Origin of the sequence: Streptomyces adelaidensis, from assembly GCF_016598475.1 — a bacterium.
In the GTDB taxonomy this organism is placed as follows: Bacteria; Actinomycetota; Actinomycetes; order Streptomycetales; family Streptomycetaceae; genus Streptomyces; species Streptomyces adelaidensis.
The window spans coordinates 34,304-49,535 of sequence record NZ_JAEMUX010000049.1; the positions used below are offsets into that span (position 1 = coordinate 34,304).

Sequence of the window (15,232 nt, forward strand, 5' to 3'; positions counted from 1 at the left end):
TCAAGCGTCCCAGAGGGCTCCCAACGACACGAGGTCGCCCTGGTACTCGATCCGGTCGGCCCACTCGGCGGGCCAGGCGCCCGGCCCGTGGTAGGCGCCCGCGAAGGCACCGGTGAGGCAGGCGATGGAGTCCGAGTCGCCCTTGGTGCAGGCGGCGCGGCGCAGTGCGGTGACGGGCTCGTCGACGAAGAGCAGGAAGCACAACAGGCCGGTGGCGAAGGCCTCTTCGGCGATCCAGCCCTCACCGGTGGCCAGGCAGGGGTCCGTCTCGGGCGACGGGAGCCGCAGGGCCTGCTGGACGCGGTCCAGGGCGCCCAGGCACTCGTCCCAGCCCCGGGAGATGTAGTGCTCGGCCGAGGGGTCCTGGCTGTACGTCCACAGGTCGCCGAGCCAGCGCGCGTGGTAGCGGGCGCGGTTCTCCTGCGCGTACGACCGCAGCCGTCCGACCAGGCCCATCGGCTCGACGCCCTGGGCGAGCAGCCGTATCGCGTGTGCGGTGAGGTCGGACGCGGCGAGCGCGGTGGGGTGACCGTGGGTGAGCGCAGCCTGCAACTGGGCGGCGCCCGCCCGCTGTTCGTCGCTGAGCGGGCCGATGAGGCCGAGCGGCGCGACCCGCATGTTGGCACCGCAGCCCTTGGAGTCGATCTGGCTGGCGAGCTGCCAGGGGGTGCGTTCGGCCGCGAGGAGTCCGCAGGCGACCATGCAGGTGTGGCCGGGGGCCCGGTTGTTCTCCGGGGAGCGGGACCACTCCACGAACTCCTTGCGGACCGCCCGCTCCAGGACTTCGGGGGCGAGCACGCCGCGGTCCATGGCCGCGCGCAGCCCGTGTCCCAGCGCCAGCGTCATCTGGGTGTCGTCGGTGACGATCGCGGGCCGCGGCAGCTCCATCTTCCGCCAGGGACCGAACTTGGCGAGGATGCCCGGGACGTCGTTGAACTCCGTGGGGAAGCCGAGGGCGTCTCCGAGGGCGAGTCCGAGCAGGGATCCGGTGGCGGAGCGCTTCGTACGCAGAGTCATGGTCATCAGGGCCGTCCTTCCGTGGTGGGTCGCAGCAGAGGCGGGTGCAGGGCGGTGGCCCCACCCGCTCGATACAGCGCGGCAGGCTTGCCGCGGCCGCCGGTCAGGCGCGCGGCGCCGGGCACCGGTTCGACGAAGCCCGGCGTGGCCAGCACCTTGCGCCGGAAGTTGGGCCGGTCGAGCGGAGTGCCCCACACGGTCTCGTAGACCTGCTGCAGCTCACCGAGGGTGAATTCGGCCGGACAGAAGGAGGTGGCGAGACAGGTGTACTCGAGCTTGGCGCCGACGCGTTCGTGGGCGTCGGCGAGGATGCGGTCGTGGTCGAAGGCGAGCGGACCGATGGCGTTGAACCGCAGCCACTGGGCCTGGGCCGCGTCACCGCCGCCGTGCGGGACGGGCGGGTCCGGGAACAGCGCGGCGAACGCGACGGTGACGACCCGCATCCGGGGGTCCCTGCCAGGCTCGCTGTAGGTCCGCAGCTGCTCCAGGTGGAGCCCGGAGACGTCCTTGACGCCGGTCTCCTCCGCGAGTTCGCGCCAGGCGGCCTCCTCCGCGGACTCCTCCGGCAGCACGAACCCGCCGGGCAGTGCCCAGCGGCCCGCGTACGGCTCCTGCCCGCGCTCGACGAGCAGCACCTGGAGGGTGCCCGCGCGGACGGTGAAGACGGCCAGGTCGACAGTGACGGCGAAGGGTTCGAAGGCGTACTTGTCGTAGCCCTCGGGTGTGGTCATGTCCCCCACCCCCTTTATGGTCACCTCGACTAATAGTCATGACGACTATAAAAGGGCGAACGCCGGGGCACAACCCCTTTACGGGGAAAGGAAGGCCAGGAGCGGGGCCGGGAACGGCAAAGGGCCGGCCCCGGGAGATGTCCCGGAACCGGCCCCCTCGGCACAGCCTGACGCGGACCCTAGAGGTCGACCTCCTGCATCAGCATCCCGACCTCGGTGTTCGACAGTCGGCGCAGCCAGCCCGACTTCTGGTCGCCGAGGGTGATCGGCCCGAAGGCGGTGCGCACGAGGCTCTCGACGGGGAAGCCGGCCTCGGCCAGCATCCGGCGCACGATGTGCTTGCGCCCCTCGTGGAGAGTCACCTCGACGAGGTAGTTCTTGCCGGTCTGCTGCACGACCCGGAAGTGGTCCGCGCGGGCGTACCCGTCCTCCAGCTGGATGCCGTCCTTGAGCTGCTTGCCCAGGTCACGCGGGATCGGGCCGACGATGTGCGCGAGGTAGACCTTCTTCACGCCGTACTTGGGGTGGGTCAGCCGGTGCGCCAGTTCACCGTGGTTGGTGAGCAGGATGACACCCTCGGTCTCGGTGTCGAGCCGCCCGACGTGGAAGAGCCGCGTCTCGCGGTTCGTCACATAGTCGCCGAGGCACTGCCGGCCGTCCGTGTCCTCCATGGTCGAGACGACACCGGCGGGCTTGTTCAGCGAGAAGAACTGGTACGACTGCGTGGCGACGGTCAGACCGTCGACCTTGACCTCGTCCCGCTCCGGGTCGACACGCTTGCCCTGCTCAAGGACGATCTCGCCGTTGACCTCGACGCGGGCCTGCTCGATCAGCTCCTCGCAGGACCGCCGGGAGCCGTAACCGGCGCGCGCGAGCACCTTCTGCAGCCGCTCGCCCTCCTGCTCGGCGCCGGGGAAGGTCTTGGGCGGCTTGACGTCCTTCTTGCCCGCGTACCGCTCGCGGTTGCGCTCCTCGGCCCGCGCGTCGTACTCGCGCGAGGTCGCCGGGACCGAACGGCCACGTCCGGTGCCCGGCTGGGTCTGCTTGGGGCGGCCCTTGGCGCCGCCGCGGGCCGCGTCGCCGCGCCCGGTCTTGGGGCCTTCGTGGGTGGCGCCGGGGCCCACGTCGTAGCGGCGCTCCTCGGGACGGGGCTTGCTGGGGCGGCCCTGCCCCTGCCCCTGCTTCTGGTCCCTGCCGTTACCGGCGCCGCGGGGTTTACCGCGTCCGCCGCTCTTGCCGCTGCCACTGCTTCGCATCAAAGTTCCGTCGTCGTCGGGTCATCTGTCTCCGGTGCGTCCGGATCGAACGACGGAACACCTTCCTGCGTCTCGGCCTCGATCGCCTCCGCCTCCGGAAGGAAGGGCGCGAGCTCCGGGAGCTCGTCCAGGCCGCGCAGGCCCATCCGCTCCAGAAAGTAGTTCGTCGTCGTGTACAGGATCGCACCTGTTTCGGGTTCCGCGCCCGCCTCCTCCACCAGACCCCGCTGCAGCAGGGTCCGCATGACCCCGTCGCAGTTGACTCCCCGTACGGCCGAGACCCGGCTGCGGCTCACCGGCTGCCGGTACGCCACCACGGCCAGCGTCTCCAGTGCGGCCTGGGTCAGCCGGGCCTGCTGCCCGTCGAGCACGAACCGCTCCACGGCGGCGGCGTACTCGGGCCTGCTGTAGAACCGCCACCCCCCGGCGATCAGCCGCAGCTCGAACCCGCGCCCCTGCCCGGCGTACTCGTCGGCCAGTTCCCTGAGCGCCTTCGCGATCTGCCGCTTCGGTCGCTCAAGGATCTTGCTCAGGTGCTCGGCGGTCGCGGGCTCGTCCACGACCATGAGGACGGCCTCCAGGGCGGGCTTGAGGTCGAGGTCGGCGACGGTACGCGGACCCGCGGGCATGTCGGTGGTCTCCTCGCTCACACCTTCTCCTCCTTCGCCGGCTCGGGCGGCCGGTCGAACTCGTCCGTGACAACGGGCTCCGCCTCCCCGTCCCCGCCGGTCCACCGCACGATCAGATCCCCGAGCGCGGTCTCCTGGTCGAGCGCCACCGCCTTCTCCCGGTACAGCTCCAGCAGCGCGAGGAACCGGGCCACGACGGTCAACGTGTCGTCGGTGTCCTCGATCAGCGCCCGGAACGAGGCCTCCCCCAGCTCCCGCAGCCGCGCGACCACGATCCCGGCCTGCTCCTGCACGCTCACCAGGGGCGCGTGGATGTGATCGACGTACACCTGCGGCTTGGGCTTCGGCTGCATCGCCTTCACGGCCAGCTTGGCGAATCCTTCCGCCCCGATGCTGATGACCACCTCGGGCAGCAGCTCCGCGTGGTGCGGCTCCAGAGCGACGGTACGGGGATAGCGCCGGGCCTCCTCCTCCAGCCGCCGGTTGAAGATGTCGGCGATCTGTTTGTACGCGCGGTACTGGAGCAGCCGGGCGAAGAGCAGGTCCCTGGCTTCGAGGAGCGCCAGGTCGGCCTCGTCCTCGACCTCGGCGGCGGGCAGCAGCCGGGCCGCCTTCAGGTCCAGCAGGGTCGCGGCCACGACGAGGAACTCGGTCGTCTCGTCCAGGTCCCAGTCCGGCCCCATCGCCCGGATGTGCGCCATGAACTCGTCGGTGACCTTGGAGAGCGCGACCTCGGTGACGTCCAGCTTGTGCTTGGAGATCAGCTGGAGGAGGAGGTCGAAGGGCCCCTCGAAGTTGGCGAGCCGAACCTTGAAGACACCGTCGTCGGAGGCCTCGGGCTCGACGGGCTCGACGGCGGAGTGCGCCGCCTCGGCCACCGCCTCGGCAGGCTCCGGTACAGGCCTCGCGGGCTCGGCCGGCGGGTCCGGGGGCTCGCCCCCGGGACCCCGCCCCAGCGCACGCCGACGACCGGCTGAACCGCCGGAGGCCGAGGTGTCATACGAGGTCATAACCCCCGCAGGCTACCCCTACCGCCCGCGAAGCCGTCGTACGAGGATGCTCGCGTCCCCGCGGGACTCCAGATCCGCCAGCACCACGGCGACGGCCTCCCGCACGATGCGGCCGCGGTCGACGGCCAGTCCGTGTTCCCCGCGCAGCACCAGCCGGGCGTGCTCAAGATCCATGAGCTCCTCGGCGGACACATACACGGTGATCTTCTCGTCGTGCCGTTCCCGCCCGCTGGGCCGGCGCCCGGAGGCCCGCCCCCGCTTGCGGGATCCGGCAGAACCTTCCTGCACCTGCGGCTGACGGCCTGCGGCGGCCGATCGCTCGGCCCCCGCGGCGGCGGCACGACTGCGTGGCTCGCCGTCGGACTCGGCGTCCGCGGCCACATGCTCGGACCCCTCGCCGTCACCGCCCTGTACGGGCACGGACGGTGGAGCGTCCTCCGCGGCGGCCCCGTCGCTGTCCCCGGCGGGAGCGGGCACCCGGGCTTCTCCGCCTGGCCCCCGCCGGGGAGCGGACGGCTGAAGCGCCGTTCCCCCTGTCGTACGGAAGAGTTCGTCGGCCCCCGGCAGACTCACTCGGCGTGACACCGGGCGAGCACCTCCCTGGCGAGCTGACGGTAGGCGGCGGCGCCGACGGAGTTGGAGGCGTACGTGGTGATCGGCTCACCGGCGACCGTGGTCTCCGGGAAGCGGACCGTCCGCCCGATGACCGTGTGGTAGACGTGCTCGTCGAACGCTTCGACGACACGCGCGAGCACCTCACGGCTGTGGACGGTGCGCGAGTCATACATCGTGGCGAGGATGCCGTCGAGCTCCAGGTCGGGGTTGAGCCGCTCCTGGACCTTCTCGATGGTCTCCGTCAGCAGCGCGACACCTCGCAGGGCGAAGAACTCGCACTCCAGCGGCACGATCACCTTGTGGGCGGCCGTCAGGGCGTTCACCGTGAGCAGGCCGAGCGAGGGCTGGCAGTCGATCACGATGTAGTCGTAGTCGGCCAGCAGCGGCTTGAGCGCTCGCTGCAGCGTGGACTCGCGCGCGACCTCGGAGACCAGCTGGACCTCGGCCGCCGACAGGTCGATGTTGCTCGGCAGCAGGTCCATGTTGGGCACCGCGGTCTTCAGCAGGACCTCGTCGGCCGACATGCCCCGCTCCATGAGCAGGTTGTAGACCGTGAGGTCGAGCTCCATCGGGTTCACCCCGAGGCCGACCGAGAGGGCGCCCTGCGGGTCGAAGTCGACGAGCAGGACCCGCCGGCCGTACTCCGCGAGCGCGGCGCCCAGGTTGATGGTCGACGTCGTCTTGCCGACGCCGCCCTTCTGGTTGCACATCGCGATGATCGTCGCGGGGCCGTGACTGGTCAGCGGTCCCGGGATCGGGAAGTACGGCAGCGGGCGACCGGTCGGACCGATGCGCTCACGGCGCTGACGCGCCGCGTCGGGCGCGAGCGTGGCCGCGTACTCCGGATCGGGCTCGTACTCGGCGTCGGGGTCGTAGAAGTGCCCGTCGGGCAGCTCGTCGTAGTCGGCGAAGTGGTTGTGGACCCCGCCACTTCCGTCGCCGGCCATGGCGTTCACGTGTTGGCCATCCATGCTCTGGTGTGCTGGCTGAGTTAGCCCGGCTGGTCGCTGACTCTGGTGTGCTGCGAAGGTGCGGACAGCGACAGAGCCGACAGCCGCGAACCCCGTGGGGCCCGAGACCCGCGCAGGCATTCCTGGTTGACCACCCCCGGGAGTAAATGTCGACTCATTCACAAGTCGTCTTACCTCCTTGGTGACCAGGAAACTTCTCGATAGGTCAGCGTGGCACCATGCCGACGGTTGGCGACTCTATGGCGTGTCGGCGGTCCGCAGCAACACAATCCGCCGGACCCGGCCCGATGTGTCGGCAATGAAACATGCGGCTGTCAAGGGCGTAGGGCCGTCGCACAGCAGGTTTCACCGGTGCGCGAAACATCCGAACGGTTACGTTCGAGGCGAGTTGCGCGAGTGTCGCAAAGTGACCATACACACATCCGGCCGGACCTTGTCGGGCAAGATCCGGCCGGGACGGCGCTGTTGACGACCTGTGTTGACGTATCGCCTTTTACCGAAAGGTGACTTAAAGCAGCCGGTCGGCGGCCGGTGGGCAGCTTTTTTCGGTGGCCGGTCAGCCGAGCAGCGAAGCCGGCTCGATGTACTCCAGTCCGTGCGCCTCGGCGACCTCGCGGTAAACGACCTTGCCGTCATAGGTGTTGAGGCCGCGGGCCAGCGCGGGGTCGCGGCGCAGGGCCCCGGCCCAGCCGTGGTCGGCGAGTTCCACGATGTACGGCAGCGTGGCGTTGGTCAGTGCGTAGGTGGAGGTGTTGGGCACCGCGCCGGGCATGTTGGCGACGCAGTAGAAGACCGAGTCGTGGACCGGGAAGGTCGGCTCGGCGTGGGTCGTCGGACGGGAGTCCTCGAAGCAGCCGCCCTGGTCGATCGCGATGTCGACAAGGACACTTCCGGGCTTCATCCGCGACACGAGCTCGTTGGAGACCAGCTTCGGAGCCTTGGCACCGGGGATGAGCACGGCACCGATGACGAGGTCCGCCTCCAGGCAGGCCTTCTCCAGTTCGAAGGCGTTGGAGACGACGGTCTGGATCTTGGTGCCGAAGATCTTGTCGGCTTCCTTGAGCTTGTTGATGTCCTTGTCGAGCAGGGTCACATGGAAGCCCATGCCGATGGCGATCTGCGCGGCGTTCCAGCCCGACACGCCGCCGCCGATGACGACGGCCCGGCCGGCCGCCACGCCCGGCACCCCGCCCGGCAGCACACCGCGCCCGCCGTTGGCGCGCATCAGGTGGTAGGCGCCGACCTGCGGGGCGAGCCGGCCCGCGACCTCGGACATCGGGGCGAGCAGCGGCAGCACACGGCCCGGCAGCTCGACGGTCTCGTACGCGATCGCGGTCGTGCCGGACTCGACGAGGGCGTCGGTGCACTCCTTGGAGGCGGCCAGGTGCAGGTACGTGAAGAGCGTCTGGTCCTTGCGGAGGCGGTGATACTCCTCGGCGATGGGCTCCTTGACCTTGAGCAGCAGGTCGGCGGTGGCCCACACCTCGTCGGCGGTCCGGAGGATCTCGGCACCGGCGGCGACGTACTCGGCATCCGGGATCGACGAGCCGACTCCGGCACCCTGCTCGATGACAACCCGGTGGCCGTGGCGTACGAGTTCGTGCACGCCGGCGGGGGTGATGGCCACCCGGAACTCGTTGTTCTTGACCTCGCGGGGGATGCCGACCTTCACGTCGATCACGGTCCTTGGCTCGGAGGGGTGTGGGGCTCGCACGCAGGGGCGGTACATGCCCGGGCGATGCGTGACATACCCGTACGCATCGGAGCGCACCGGGAGACACCGCAGGAGAACCGGCGGCGCAGCCAGTCTAATGAAGGCGTCCCCGCTGTCTAGCCTTTCAATGCATCAATCTTTCGCCGATGTACTACGGATTTCGCAGGCGTTAGAGCCGTGTTCCGTCTCGATCTCGTCGATGAGGCCGGTCTCGCCGGTCTCCCGGTCCGCAGACTCGTCGCCGAGCAGTCGCTCGGCGGCCGTCCGGTGCAGCCGGGCCGCCGCCGGGTCGCCGAGCCGCTCCAGGGTGTCGGCGAGCCGGAGCTGGAGCGCGGCCTGCAGCCGGGTGTCGTCGGCGCGCCGCGCCCACTCCACCGCCTCCTGGCAGGTGTGCAGCGACTCCTCGGGCCGGTCCGCGTACTCCTGGACGCGGGCCATCTCGCTCAACGCCCTTGCCTGGCCGCCGACATCGCCGAGCCTGCGGTAGCCGGTGAGCGCCGAGCTCCAGTTGCGCAGCGCCTCGCCGTACTGGCCCGCGTGGGTGTGCGCGGCGGCGATCCGGCCGTACAGCCGGGCGGCGTCCTCGCGCTCGTCCCGGGCGAGCCGCTGGACGAGCGCCCTGCCGTACCAGTCGGCGGCCCGTTCGTAGTCCGCCAGCTCCTGGTGGGCGCCGCCCACGGATTCCATCGCGCGGCCGGTCGCGTAGGGGTCGTTCGCGGCCCGTCCGGCGTCGAGCGCGGCCCGGTAGCGGGCCAGTGCCGCCTTCGAACGGCCGGTCCTGGCGTCCAGGTCGCCGAGGTTCAGCAGGGCCGCGGCCTGCTCGCGGGGCAGGTCGCGGCGCTCGGCCACATCGAGGACGAGCCGGTGGATGCCGTACAGGTCGGGAGCCGCGGCCTGCGTGCCGAAATGCGCCACCATGGCCCGGACCAGCTGGGACATCAGCCGCCGGGCCAGGGTGTCCAGCTCCCCGTCGGCGACGGCGAGCCGGGCCGCGGCGAGCAGCGCGGGCCGGCGCGTGCGCAGCCACTCCTCGGCGGCCCTGGGGCTCGGGAAGCGCAGCGCCTTCGGCATGCCGAGGAGCTTCTCGCGCGCCAGCGGGCTGTCGGTCTCGGTGATGGCCCGGCACGACTGCAGCAGCCGTACCGTCCGCTCCAGCATCCGCGCGCGGGCCAACTGCAGCTCGCCCGGCCGCTCCTGGCTCTCGGCGAGGGACCACAGCAGCGGCTGGAGGCAGCCGGGGACCTCGTACTGGGGCAGCGGCGAGTCGACCGGGTGCAGGAACCCGAGGGCCACGAAGTCGTCCAGCGTGGTGCGGGCCGCGCCGACCGAGGAGCCGGCGAGCCCGGAGGCGATGTGCGGGTCGACCAGGCCCTCAGGGGCGAGGGCGAGAAGGCGCAGTATCCGGGCGGCGGGGCTCGGCAGGGACGCGTACGACAGCTTGAAGACCTTGGCGAGCGGCGGGCTGTCGTCGCCCTCGGCGCGCAGCTGTTTGGCCAGGTCGGAGACGGCTGCCATGGGCCGGGCGGCGAGCCAGCCGCCGGCGAGCCGCAGCGCGGCGGGGTGGGCGCCGCACACCTCGGCGAGCCCCTCGGCCGAGCGCGGGTCCACGGTGATCCGCACGGAGCCGGTGAAGCGTTCCAGCAGCTCCACCGCGGACTTGGTGTCCAGTCCGCCCAGCGTGCACGGGCGGACGTCGGAGATGCCCGTCAGCGGCCCCTCGGAGACCGCCACGACCAGGGAGTCGGGGGTGGCCGGCAGCAGCGCGTCGACCTGCTCGGCGTCCGCCGCGTCGTCGAGCAGGAGCACCACCCGGCGCTCGGTCAGCGCCTCCCGCAACGCCTCGCTGAGATCGTCCTCGTCGGCCCCGGCCGGCGCCGACACCCCGAGCTCACCGAGCAGTTCCCGCGCCGCCCGCTCGACCGGGACACGGGTGCCGTCCGGCTCGGTGAGACGTGCCCGCAGCACGCCATCGGGGTAACCGTCGGTAACCTGCCGTACGAGTTCCTCGGCGAGGGCGCTGCGGCCGAAACCGGGCCGGCCGGCGATGAGCAGCACGCGCGCGTGGGGCGCCTTCCGGCCCGCGATGGTGTTCAGCCCGGCCCGGCCGATGTCGGCCCGCAGTTCCTTCAACTCTCTTGCCCGGCCGAGGAACTGACTGTCCGTGGGGGCGGCCTCGACAGCCGGGGGCCGCCCTGTACCGGAGACCCGGGCGCCCCCGATGTCCACCGCCTGATCCGCCACGGGCCACTCTCCCGTCCCACTGCACGAGCAAGCCCGCCGGGACTCCGGTTCGGGCGTTTCCCGAGCCTAGTTCACGCTCTGCGACGATCTGGGCGGAGCACGGCGGGCAGGTCCCTCGATCGGATCAGCAGATCGTAGGACTGGCGGTGTGAGGACGCTGTGAGGACGTCCTGAGGGCGGGTCAGGACTCGAACGGCCGCGCGGGCCACGGCGCCTCGGCCGGGCGCAGCGCTTCGATATCGCCCCCGGCGCGCGCCGCCACCAGCGAAAGCGCCCCCACCACCAGGCAGTTGTTGTGCAGCTCCCCGGCCAGCGCACCCCGCACCAGTTCGTCCAGGGGAACCCGGGCCAACTCCATGTCGGCCTCCTCGTCCTCCACCTCGAAACGCTGCCCCTCGGCCTCGGACAGGTCCCGGGCCAGGAAGATGCGCACGGCCTCGTCGCAGCCGCCGGGCGTGGTGTAGACGTCGGTCAGCACCCGCCAGTCCTCCGCCTTGACGTGCGCCTCCTCGTACAGCTCGCGCTGGGCGGCGTGCAGCGGGTTCTCCCCGGGCACATCGAGGAGCCCGGCCGGGATCTCCCACAGCTTCTGGCGGACGGGATGACGGTACTGCCGGATGACCAGGGCCCGGTCCTGGTCGTCGACGGCGAGGACGGCGACGGAGCCGGGGTGGACCTGGTAGTCGCGGCCGACGACCGAACCGTCCGGCATGACCACGTCGTCGGTGCGTACGGAGGTCTTCTTGCCGACGAACGGCGTCTCGCTCGCCCGGACCTCCCACTTTTCGGCGGTGTCCTTGATCGTCATGTCGACTCGTCCTCCCACACGTGCAACACAGAAACCGGGGCACACATCCCGAAAGACATGCACCCCGGTCACCGTACAGCTCTTGTGCCGCTCGGTTTTACTTACCGGTCTTGCGCTCCACGGCGGCCTTGACCAGCCCCGCGAAGAGCGGGTGCGGGCGGGTCGGACGGGAGCGCAGCTCGGGGTGCGCCTGGGTCGCGACCAGGTAGGGGTGCACCTCGCGCGGGTACTCGACGTACTCGACGAGCTTGCCGTCGGGCGAGGTCCCGGTGAACTGCAGACCGGCCTTCTTCTCCAGTTCCGCGCGGTAGGCGTTGTTCACCTCGTAGCGGTGGCGGTGGCGCTCCTCGACGTACTCCTTGCCGTCGTACACCTCGCGCACGATCGAGCCCTCGGCGAGCTTGGCCGGGTACATGCCCAGCCGCATCGTGCCGCCCATGTCGCCCTCACCGGCGACGATGTCGAGCTGCTCGGCCATGGTGGAGATGACCGGGTGGCCGGTGGCGGAGTCGAATTCGGTGGAGTTGGCGTCCGGGATGTCGGCCAGGTTCCGGGCGGCCTCGATCACGATGCACTGCAGACCCAGGCAGAGGCCCAGCAGCGGGATCTTGTTCTCGCGGGCGTACTGGATGGCGCCGACCTTGCCGGAGACACCGCGGTCGCCGAAGCCGCCGGGGATGCAGATCGCGTCGACGTCGGCCAGCTGGCCCGCGGCGCCGGCCGGGGTCTTGCAGTCGTCCGAGGTGACCCACTTGATCTTCACGCGGGCCTTGTTGGCGAAGCCGCCCGCGCGCAGCGCCTCGGTGACCGAGAGGTAGGCGTCGGGCAGGTCGATGTACTTGCCGACCAGCGCCAGGTTGATCTCGTGGTCGGGGTTGTGGACGCGGTCGAGCAGGTCGTCCCAGGTCGTCCAGTCCACATCGCGGAACGGCAGGTCCAGCTTGCGGACGACATAGGCGTCCAGGCCCTCGCCGTGCACGGTCTTCGGGATGTCGTAGATCGAGCGGGCGTCGGGACACGCGACGACGGCGGCCTCGTCGACGTCGCACATCAGGGAGATCTTGCGCTTGATCGCGGCGGGCACCTCGCGGTCGCAGCGCAGCACGATCGCATCTGGCTGGATACCGATGTTGCGCAGCGCCGCAACCGAGTGCTGCGTCGGCTTCGTCTTCAGCTCTCCCGAGGGCCCGATGTACGGCAGGAGCGAGATGTGCACGACGAAGACGTTGTCCCGGCCGACCTCGTGACGGACCTGGCGGACGGTCTCCAGGAACGGCAGCGACTCGATGTCGCCGACCGTGCCGCCGACCTCGGTGATCACGACGTCGACCTCGTCGGAGGCCATCCGCCGGATGCGGTGCTTGATCTCGTTGGTGATGTGCGGGATGACCTGCACGGTGTCGCCGAGGTACTCGCCGCGGCGCTCCTTGGCGATCACCGTGTTGTAGACCTGGCCCGTGGTGACGTTGGCCGAGCCGTCCAGGTCGCGGTCGAGGAAGCGCTCGTAGTGGCCGATGTCGAGGTCGGTCTCGGCGCCGTCGTTGGTGACGAAGACCTCACCGTGCTGGAAGGGGTTCATCGTGCCGGGGTCGACGTTCAGATACGGGTCCAGCTTCTGCATCACGACGCGCAGGCCCCGCGCCTTGAGCAGCATGCCGAGGCTGGAGGCCGTCAGACCCTTGCCGAGCGAGGAGGCGACACCCCCGGTGACGAAAATGTGCTTGGTCGTCGTGGCGTTGCTGTTTCGGAAAGCAGCGGGCGGCATGGCCAAGAGGGGGCTCCCGTGGTCGCGATTCGGTGTGCGGGTCGGCCGCCGCCCGATCAAGTCGTCGGGGGTGCCGTCGCTGCGGTTCGGGGGTCCCTTGCGAATTTTCGACGTGGGGCGTCCACCGGTCCACGGGCTACCAGGGTATCAGCGAAGGAACACGATCGCTTCCGGCCACGCTCCGCGCACGGGCCGCCACGGACCTGGTACGACGATCGGCGAATCTCGGTCAGGCGTCACCCTTGGGTCACCCGTTCGGCCCACCCGTGTTGTCGGGAGCGGCACGCGGAGCCCTCCGGTGCGTCGTATCCTCTTCGGACACTCGCTGCCGAGCCCGGCCGGCGCAACGGCACCACCCCCGGCCGTCACCGGTTAATCACGAGATCTCGTCAGTTCGTTGAGCAACGATCGCCTCGTTTGCGTTGAGGATCGTTGTAGCGACATCGCATGACACCGTCCCTTGGATCACTCTGGAATATGGATTCCCTGTCGATCCCTCGGGTCCCTTGACCGCACACCGCACAGCGACCGCCCCTCGGGGGGCGACGACGTGGCCGTTCGACTGGAGTTGCACGTGGCCGGGCGCATCGAAGACTACGCACTCATCGGAGACATGCAGACCGCTGCCCTGGTCTGCCGGGACGGCACGGTCGATTGGCTGTGCCTGCCCCGCTTCGACTCCCATGCCGTCTTCGCGGGACTGCTCGGCACGGAGGAACACGGGTTCTGGCGCCTGGGCCCCGCGCACGCGGCGGACGCGGAGCCGCCGACCGCCTCCCGGCGCAGGTACCGCGGCGACTCGCTGATCCTGGAATCCGAGTGGGACACCCCGCGCGGCACGGTCCGTGTGACCGATTTCATGCCGCCCCGTGACGGCGCCCCCCAGCTGATCCGCATCGTGGAGGGCATCAGCGGCCGGGTCCCGATGCGCTCGGCGCTGCGCATGCGGTTCTCCTACGGTCGGGTCGTGCCCTGGGTGCACAAGCACGAGGGGCGCACAGTAGCCGTGGCGGGGCCGGACTCGGTGTGGTTCGACACCGAGTGCGAGACATACGGCAAGGCGCTGACCACGTACGCCGACTTCACGGTGACGCCGGGCGACCGGATCGCGTTCACGATCTCCTGGGAGCCGTCGCACAAGCAGCCCCCGCCGCTGCCGGAGCCGGAGCCGTCGCTCCGGGCGACCGAGGAGTTCTGGCGCGAGTGGGTCGAGCAGTGCACGTACCACGGCCCGTACCGCGAGGCGGTGGTCCGCTCACTCATCACCCTGAAGGCCCTGACGTACGCCCCGACCGGCGGTATCGTCGCGGCGCCGACGACCTCCCTGCCGGAGCACATCGGCGGAGTCCGCAACTGGGACTACCGCTACACCTGGCTGCGTGACGCGGCCATCACCCTCTCCTCGCTGCTGCGGACCGGCTACCGCGACGAGGCCCGCGCCTGGCGCGAGTGGCTCCTGCGGGCGGTCGCCGGCGACCCGGAGAACCTGCAGATCATGTACGGCATCGCGGGTGAGCGGGAACTGGGCGAGGCCGAGCTGGAGTGGCTGCCCGGATACGAGAACTCGGGCCCGGTCCGGGTCGGCAACGGCGCCGCGCACCAGCTCCAGCTGGATGTGTACGGCGAGGTCACCGAGGCCCTGCACCTGGCCCACATGACGGGCCTGGCCCGCAACGACTACGCCTCCCTCCTCCAGCTGAAGCTGATCCGCTACCTGGAGGACCACTGGGACGAGCCCGACGAGGGCATCTGGGAGGTCCGCGGCCCGCGCCGGCACTTCGTGCACTCCAAGGTCATGGCCTGGGTCGCCGTCGACCGCACGATCAAGCTCATCGAGTCCGGCGACGCGGACGGCCCGCTGGAGAAGTGGCGCGAGCTGCGCGACGACATCCACCGGGACGTGTGCGAGAAGGGCTACGACAAGGAGCGCAACACCTTCACCCAGTCGTACGGCTCGAAGGAGCTGGACGCCTCGCTGCTCCTCATCCCGCAGATGGGCTTCCTGCCGCCGGACGACAAGCGGGTCATCGGCACCATCGAGGCGATCCAGCGCGAGCTGTCCACCACGGACGGCTTCATCCTGCGCTACCCGACCTCCGGCGCGGACGAGGGCGTGGACGGTCTGCCGGGCGACGAGGGCGCGTTCCTCGCCTGCTCGTTCTGGATGGCCGACGACCTGGCGATGATCGGCCGCGTGGACGAGGCCCGCAAGCTCTTCGAGAAGCTGCTCTCCCTCCGCAACGACCTGGGCCTGCTCGCCGAGGAGTGGGACCCGGTCCTCAAGCGCCAGGTCGGCAACTTCCCGCAGGCCTTCAGCCACGTGCCGCTCATCGACACGGCCCTGCGCCTGACCGCTTCGGGGGCGTACGGCGGCTGAGCGCGCCGTCGGGCCCGGCGCGCACGGCGGCGGACAGGGGCGCGGGCAGGCGCGCGCGGCAAGCGCTTGCGCTCGCTGGTACGGGTTGCTCGCGCCTG

12 protein-coding genes are annotated in these 15,232 nt (G+C 70.6%); 1 reads left to right on the forward strand and 11 read right to left on the reverse strand.

What is annotated here, in order from left to right; genetic code table 11:
- The 11 genes from I8N67_RS25750 to pyrG all read right to left on the reverse strand — a co-directional run bounded on the left by I8N67_RS25750 (window position 1) and on the right by pyrG (window position 12,757).
- The gene (locus I8N67_RS25750; protein ID WP_200306013.1) at window positions 1–1,023 is read right to left on the reverse strand and encodes an ADP-ribosylglycohydrolase family protein; all 1,023 of its coding nucleotides are present in this window, start codon (window positions 1,021–1,023) and stop codon (window positions 1–3) included.
- Window positions 1,023–1,748, reverse strand: coding sequence for an NUDIX hydrolase (locus I8N67_RS25755; RefSeq protein ID WP_200306015.1), 726 nt, complete (start codon window positions 1,746–1,748; stop codon window positions 1,023–1,025). Before I8N67_RS25755 ends, I8N67_RS25750 begins: the two co-directional genes overlap by 1 nt.
- A gap of 179 nt (window positions 1,749–1,927) precedes the next feature.
- Window positions 1,928–3,004, reverse strand: a complete 1,077-nt coding sequence (locus tag I8N67_RS25760; protein WP_200306017.1) for a pseudouridine synthase — start codon at window positions 3,002–3,004, stop codon at window positions 1,928–1,930.
- Window positions 3,004–3,654 (reverse strand): SMC-Scp complex subunit ScpB, encoded by a 651-nt coding sequence (gene scpB / locus I8N67_RS25765; RefSeq protein WP_200306019.1) that lies wholly within the window; start codon window positions 3,652–3,654, stop codon window positions 3,004–3,006. Before scpB ends, I8N67_RS25760 begins: the two co-directional genes overlap by 1 nt.
- Entirely contained in the window at window positions 3,651–4,643 is a 993-nt protein-coding gene (locus tag I8N67_RS25770) for a segregation and condensation protein A (RefSeq protein WP_200306021.1), read from the reverse strand. Before I8N67_RS25770 ends, scpB begins: the two co-directional genes overlap by 4 nt.
- An 18-nt stretch (window positions 4,644–4,661) precedes the next feature.
- On the reverse strand, window positions 4,662–5,228 hold the full coding sequence (locus I8N67_RS25775) for a hypothetical protein (RefSeq protein ID WP_200306023.1): 567 nt from the start codon (window positions 5,226–5,228) through the stop codon (window positions 4,662–4,664).
- Window positions 5,213–6,349, reverse strand: coding sequence for a ParA family protein (locus tag I8N67_RS25780; RefSeq protein WP_200306025.1), 1,137 nt, complete (start codon window positions 6,347–6,349; stop codon window positions 5,213–5,215). Before I8N67_RS25780 ends, I8N67_RS25775 begins: the two co-directional genes overlap by 16 nt.
- Window positions 6,350–6,785: 436 nt before the next feature.
- A complete protein-coding gene (gene ald, locus I8N67_RS25785; RefSeq protein ID WP_200306047.1) occupies window positions 6,786–7,910 on the reverse strand; it encodes an alanine dehydrogenase in 1,125 nt (374 codons plus the stop codon).
- Window positions 7,911–8,075: 165 nt separating this feature from the next.
- On the reverse strand, window positions 8,076–10,184 hold the full coding sequence (locus tag I8N67_RS25790) for a tetratricopeptide repeat protein (protein WP_200306049.1): 2,109 nt from the start codon (window positions 10,182–10,184) through the stop codon (window positions 8,076–8,078).
- Window positions 10,185–10,365: 181 nt separating this feature from the next.
- The gene (locus I8N67_RS25795; protein ID WP_200306051.1) at window positions 10,366–10,992 is read right to left on the reverse strand and encodes an NUDIX domain-containing protein; all 627 of its coding nucleotides are present in this window, start codon (window positions 10,990–10,992) and stop codon (window positions 10,366–10,368) included.
- Between the two features lie 97 nt (window positions 10,993–11,089).
- The gene (gene pyrG / locus I8N67_RS25800; RefSeq protein WP_200306053.1) at window positions 11,090–12,757 is read right to left on the reverse strand and encodes a CTP synthase; all 1,668 of its coding nucleotides are present in this window, start codon (window positions 12,755–12,757) and stop codon (window positions 11,090–11,092) included.
- 574 nt (window positions 12,758–13,331) lie between these two features.
- Here pyrG and I8N67_RS25805 point away from each other — a divergent pair.
- Window positions 13,332–15,134, forward strand: coding sequence for a glycoside hydrolase family 15 protein (locus I8N67_RS25805; protein WP_200306079.1), 1,803 nt, complete (start codon window positions 13,332–13,334; stop codon window positions 15,132–15,134).
- The last annotated feature ends 98 nt before the right edge of the window (window positions 15,135–15,232 follow it).

Bases quoted from the DNA above. Each gene is read 5' to 3' on its own strand.
- I8N67_RS25750 (WP_200306013.1), bottom strand. From the start codon at position 1,023: ATGACCATGACTCTGCGTACGAAGCGCTCCGCCACCGGATCCCTGCTC.
- I8N67_RS25755 (WP_200306015.1), bottom strand. From the start codon at position 1,748: ATGACCACACCCGAGGGCTACGACAAGTACGCCTTCGAACCCTTCGCC.
- I8N67_RS25760 (WP_200306017.1), bottom strand. From the start codon at position 3,004: ATGCGAAGCAGTGGCAGCGGCAAGAGCGGCGGACGCGGTAAACCCCGC.
- I8N67_RS25770 (WP_200306021.1), bottom strand. From the start codon at position 4,643: ATGACCTCGTATGACACCTCGGCCTCCGGCGGTTCAGCCGGTCGTCGG.
- I8N67_RS25780 (WP_200306025.1), bottom strand. From the start codon at position 6,349: ATGCCTGCGCGGGTCTCGGGCCCCACGGGGTTCGCGGCTGTCGGCTCT.
- I8N67_RS25795 (WP_200306051.1), bottom strand. From the start codon at position 10,992: ATGACGATCAAGGACACCGCCGAAAAGTGGGAGGTCCGGGCGAGCGAG.
- pyrG (WP_200306053.1), bottom strand. From the start codon at position 12,757: ATGCCGCCCGCTGCTTTCCGAAACAGCAACGCCACGACGACCAAGCAC.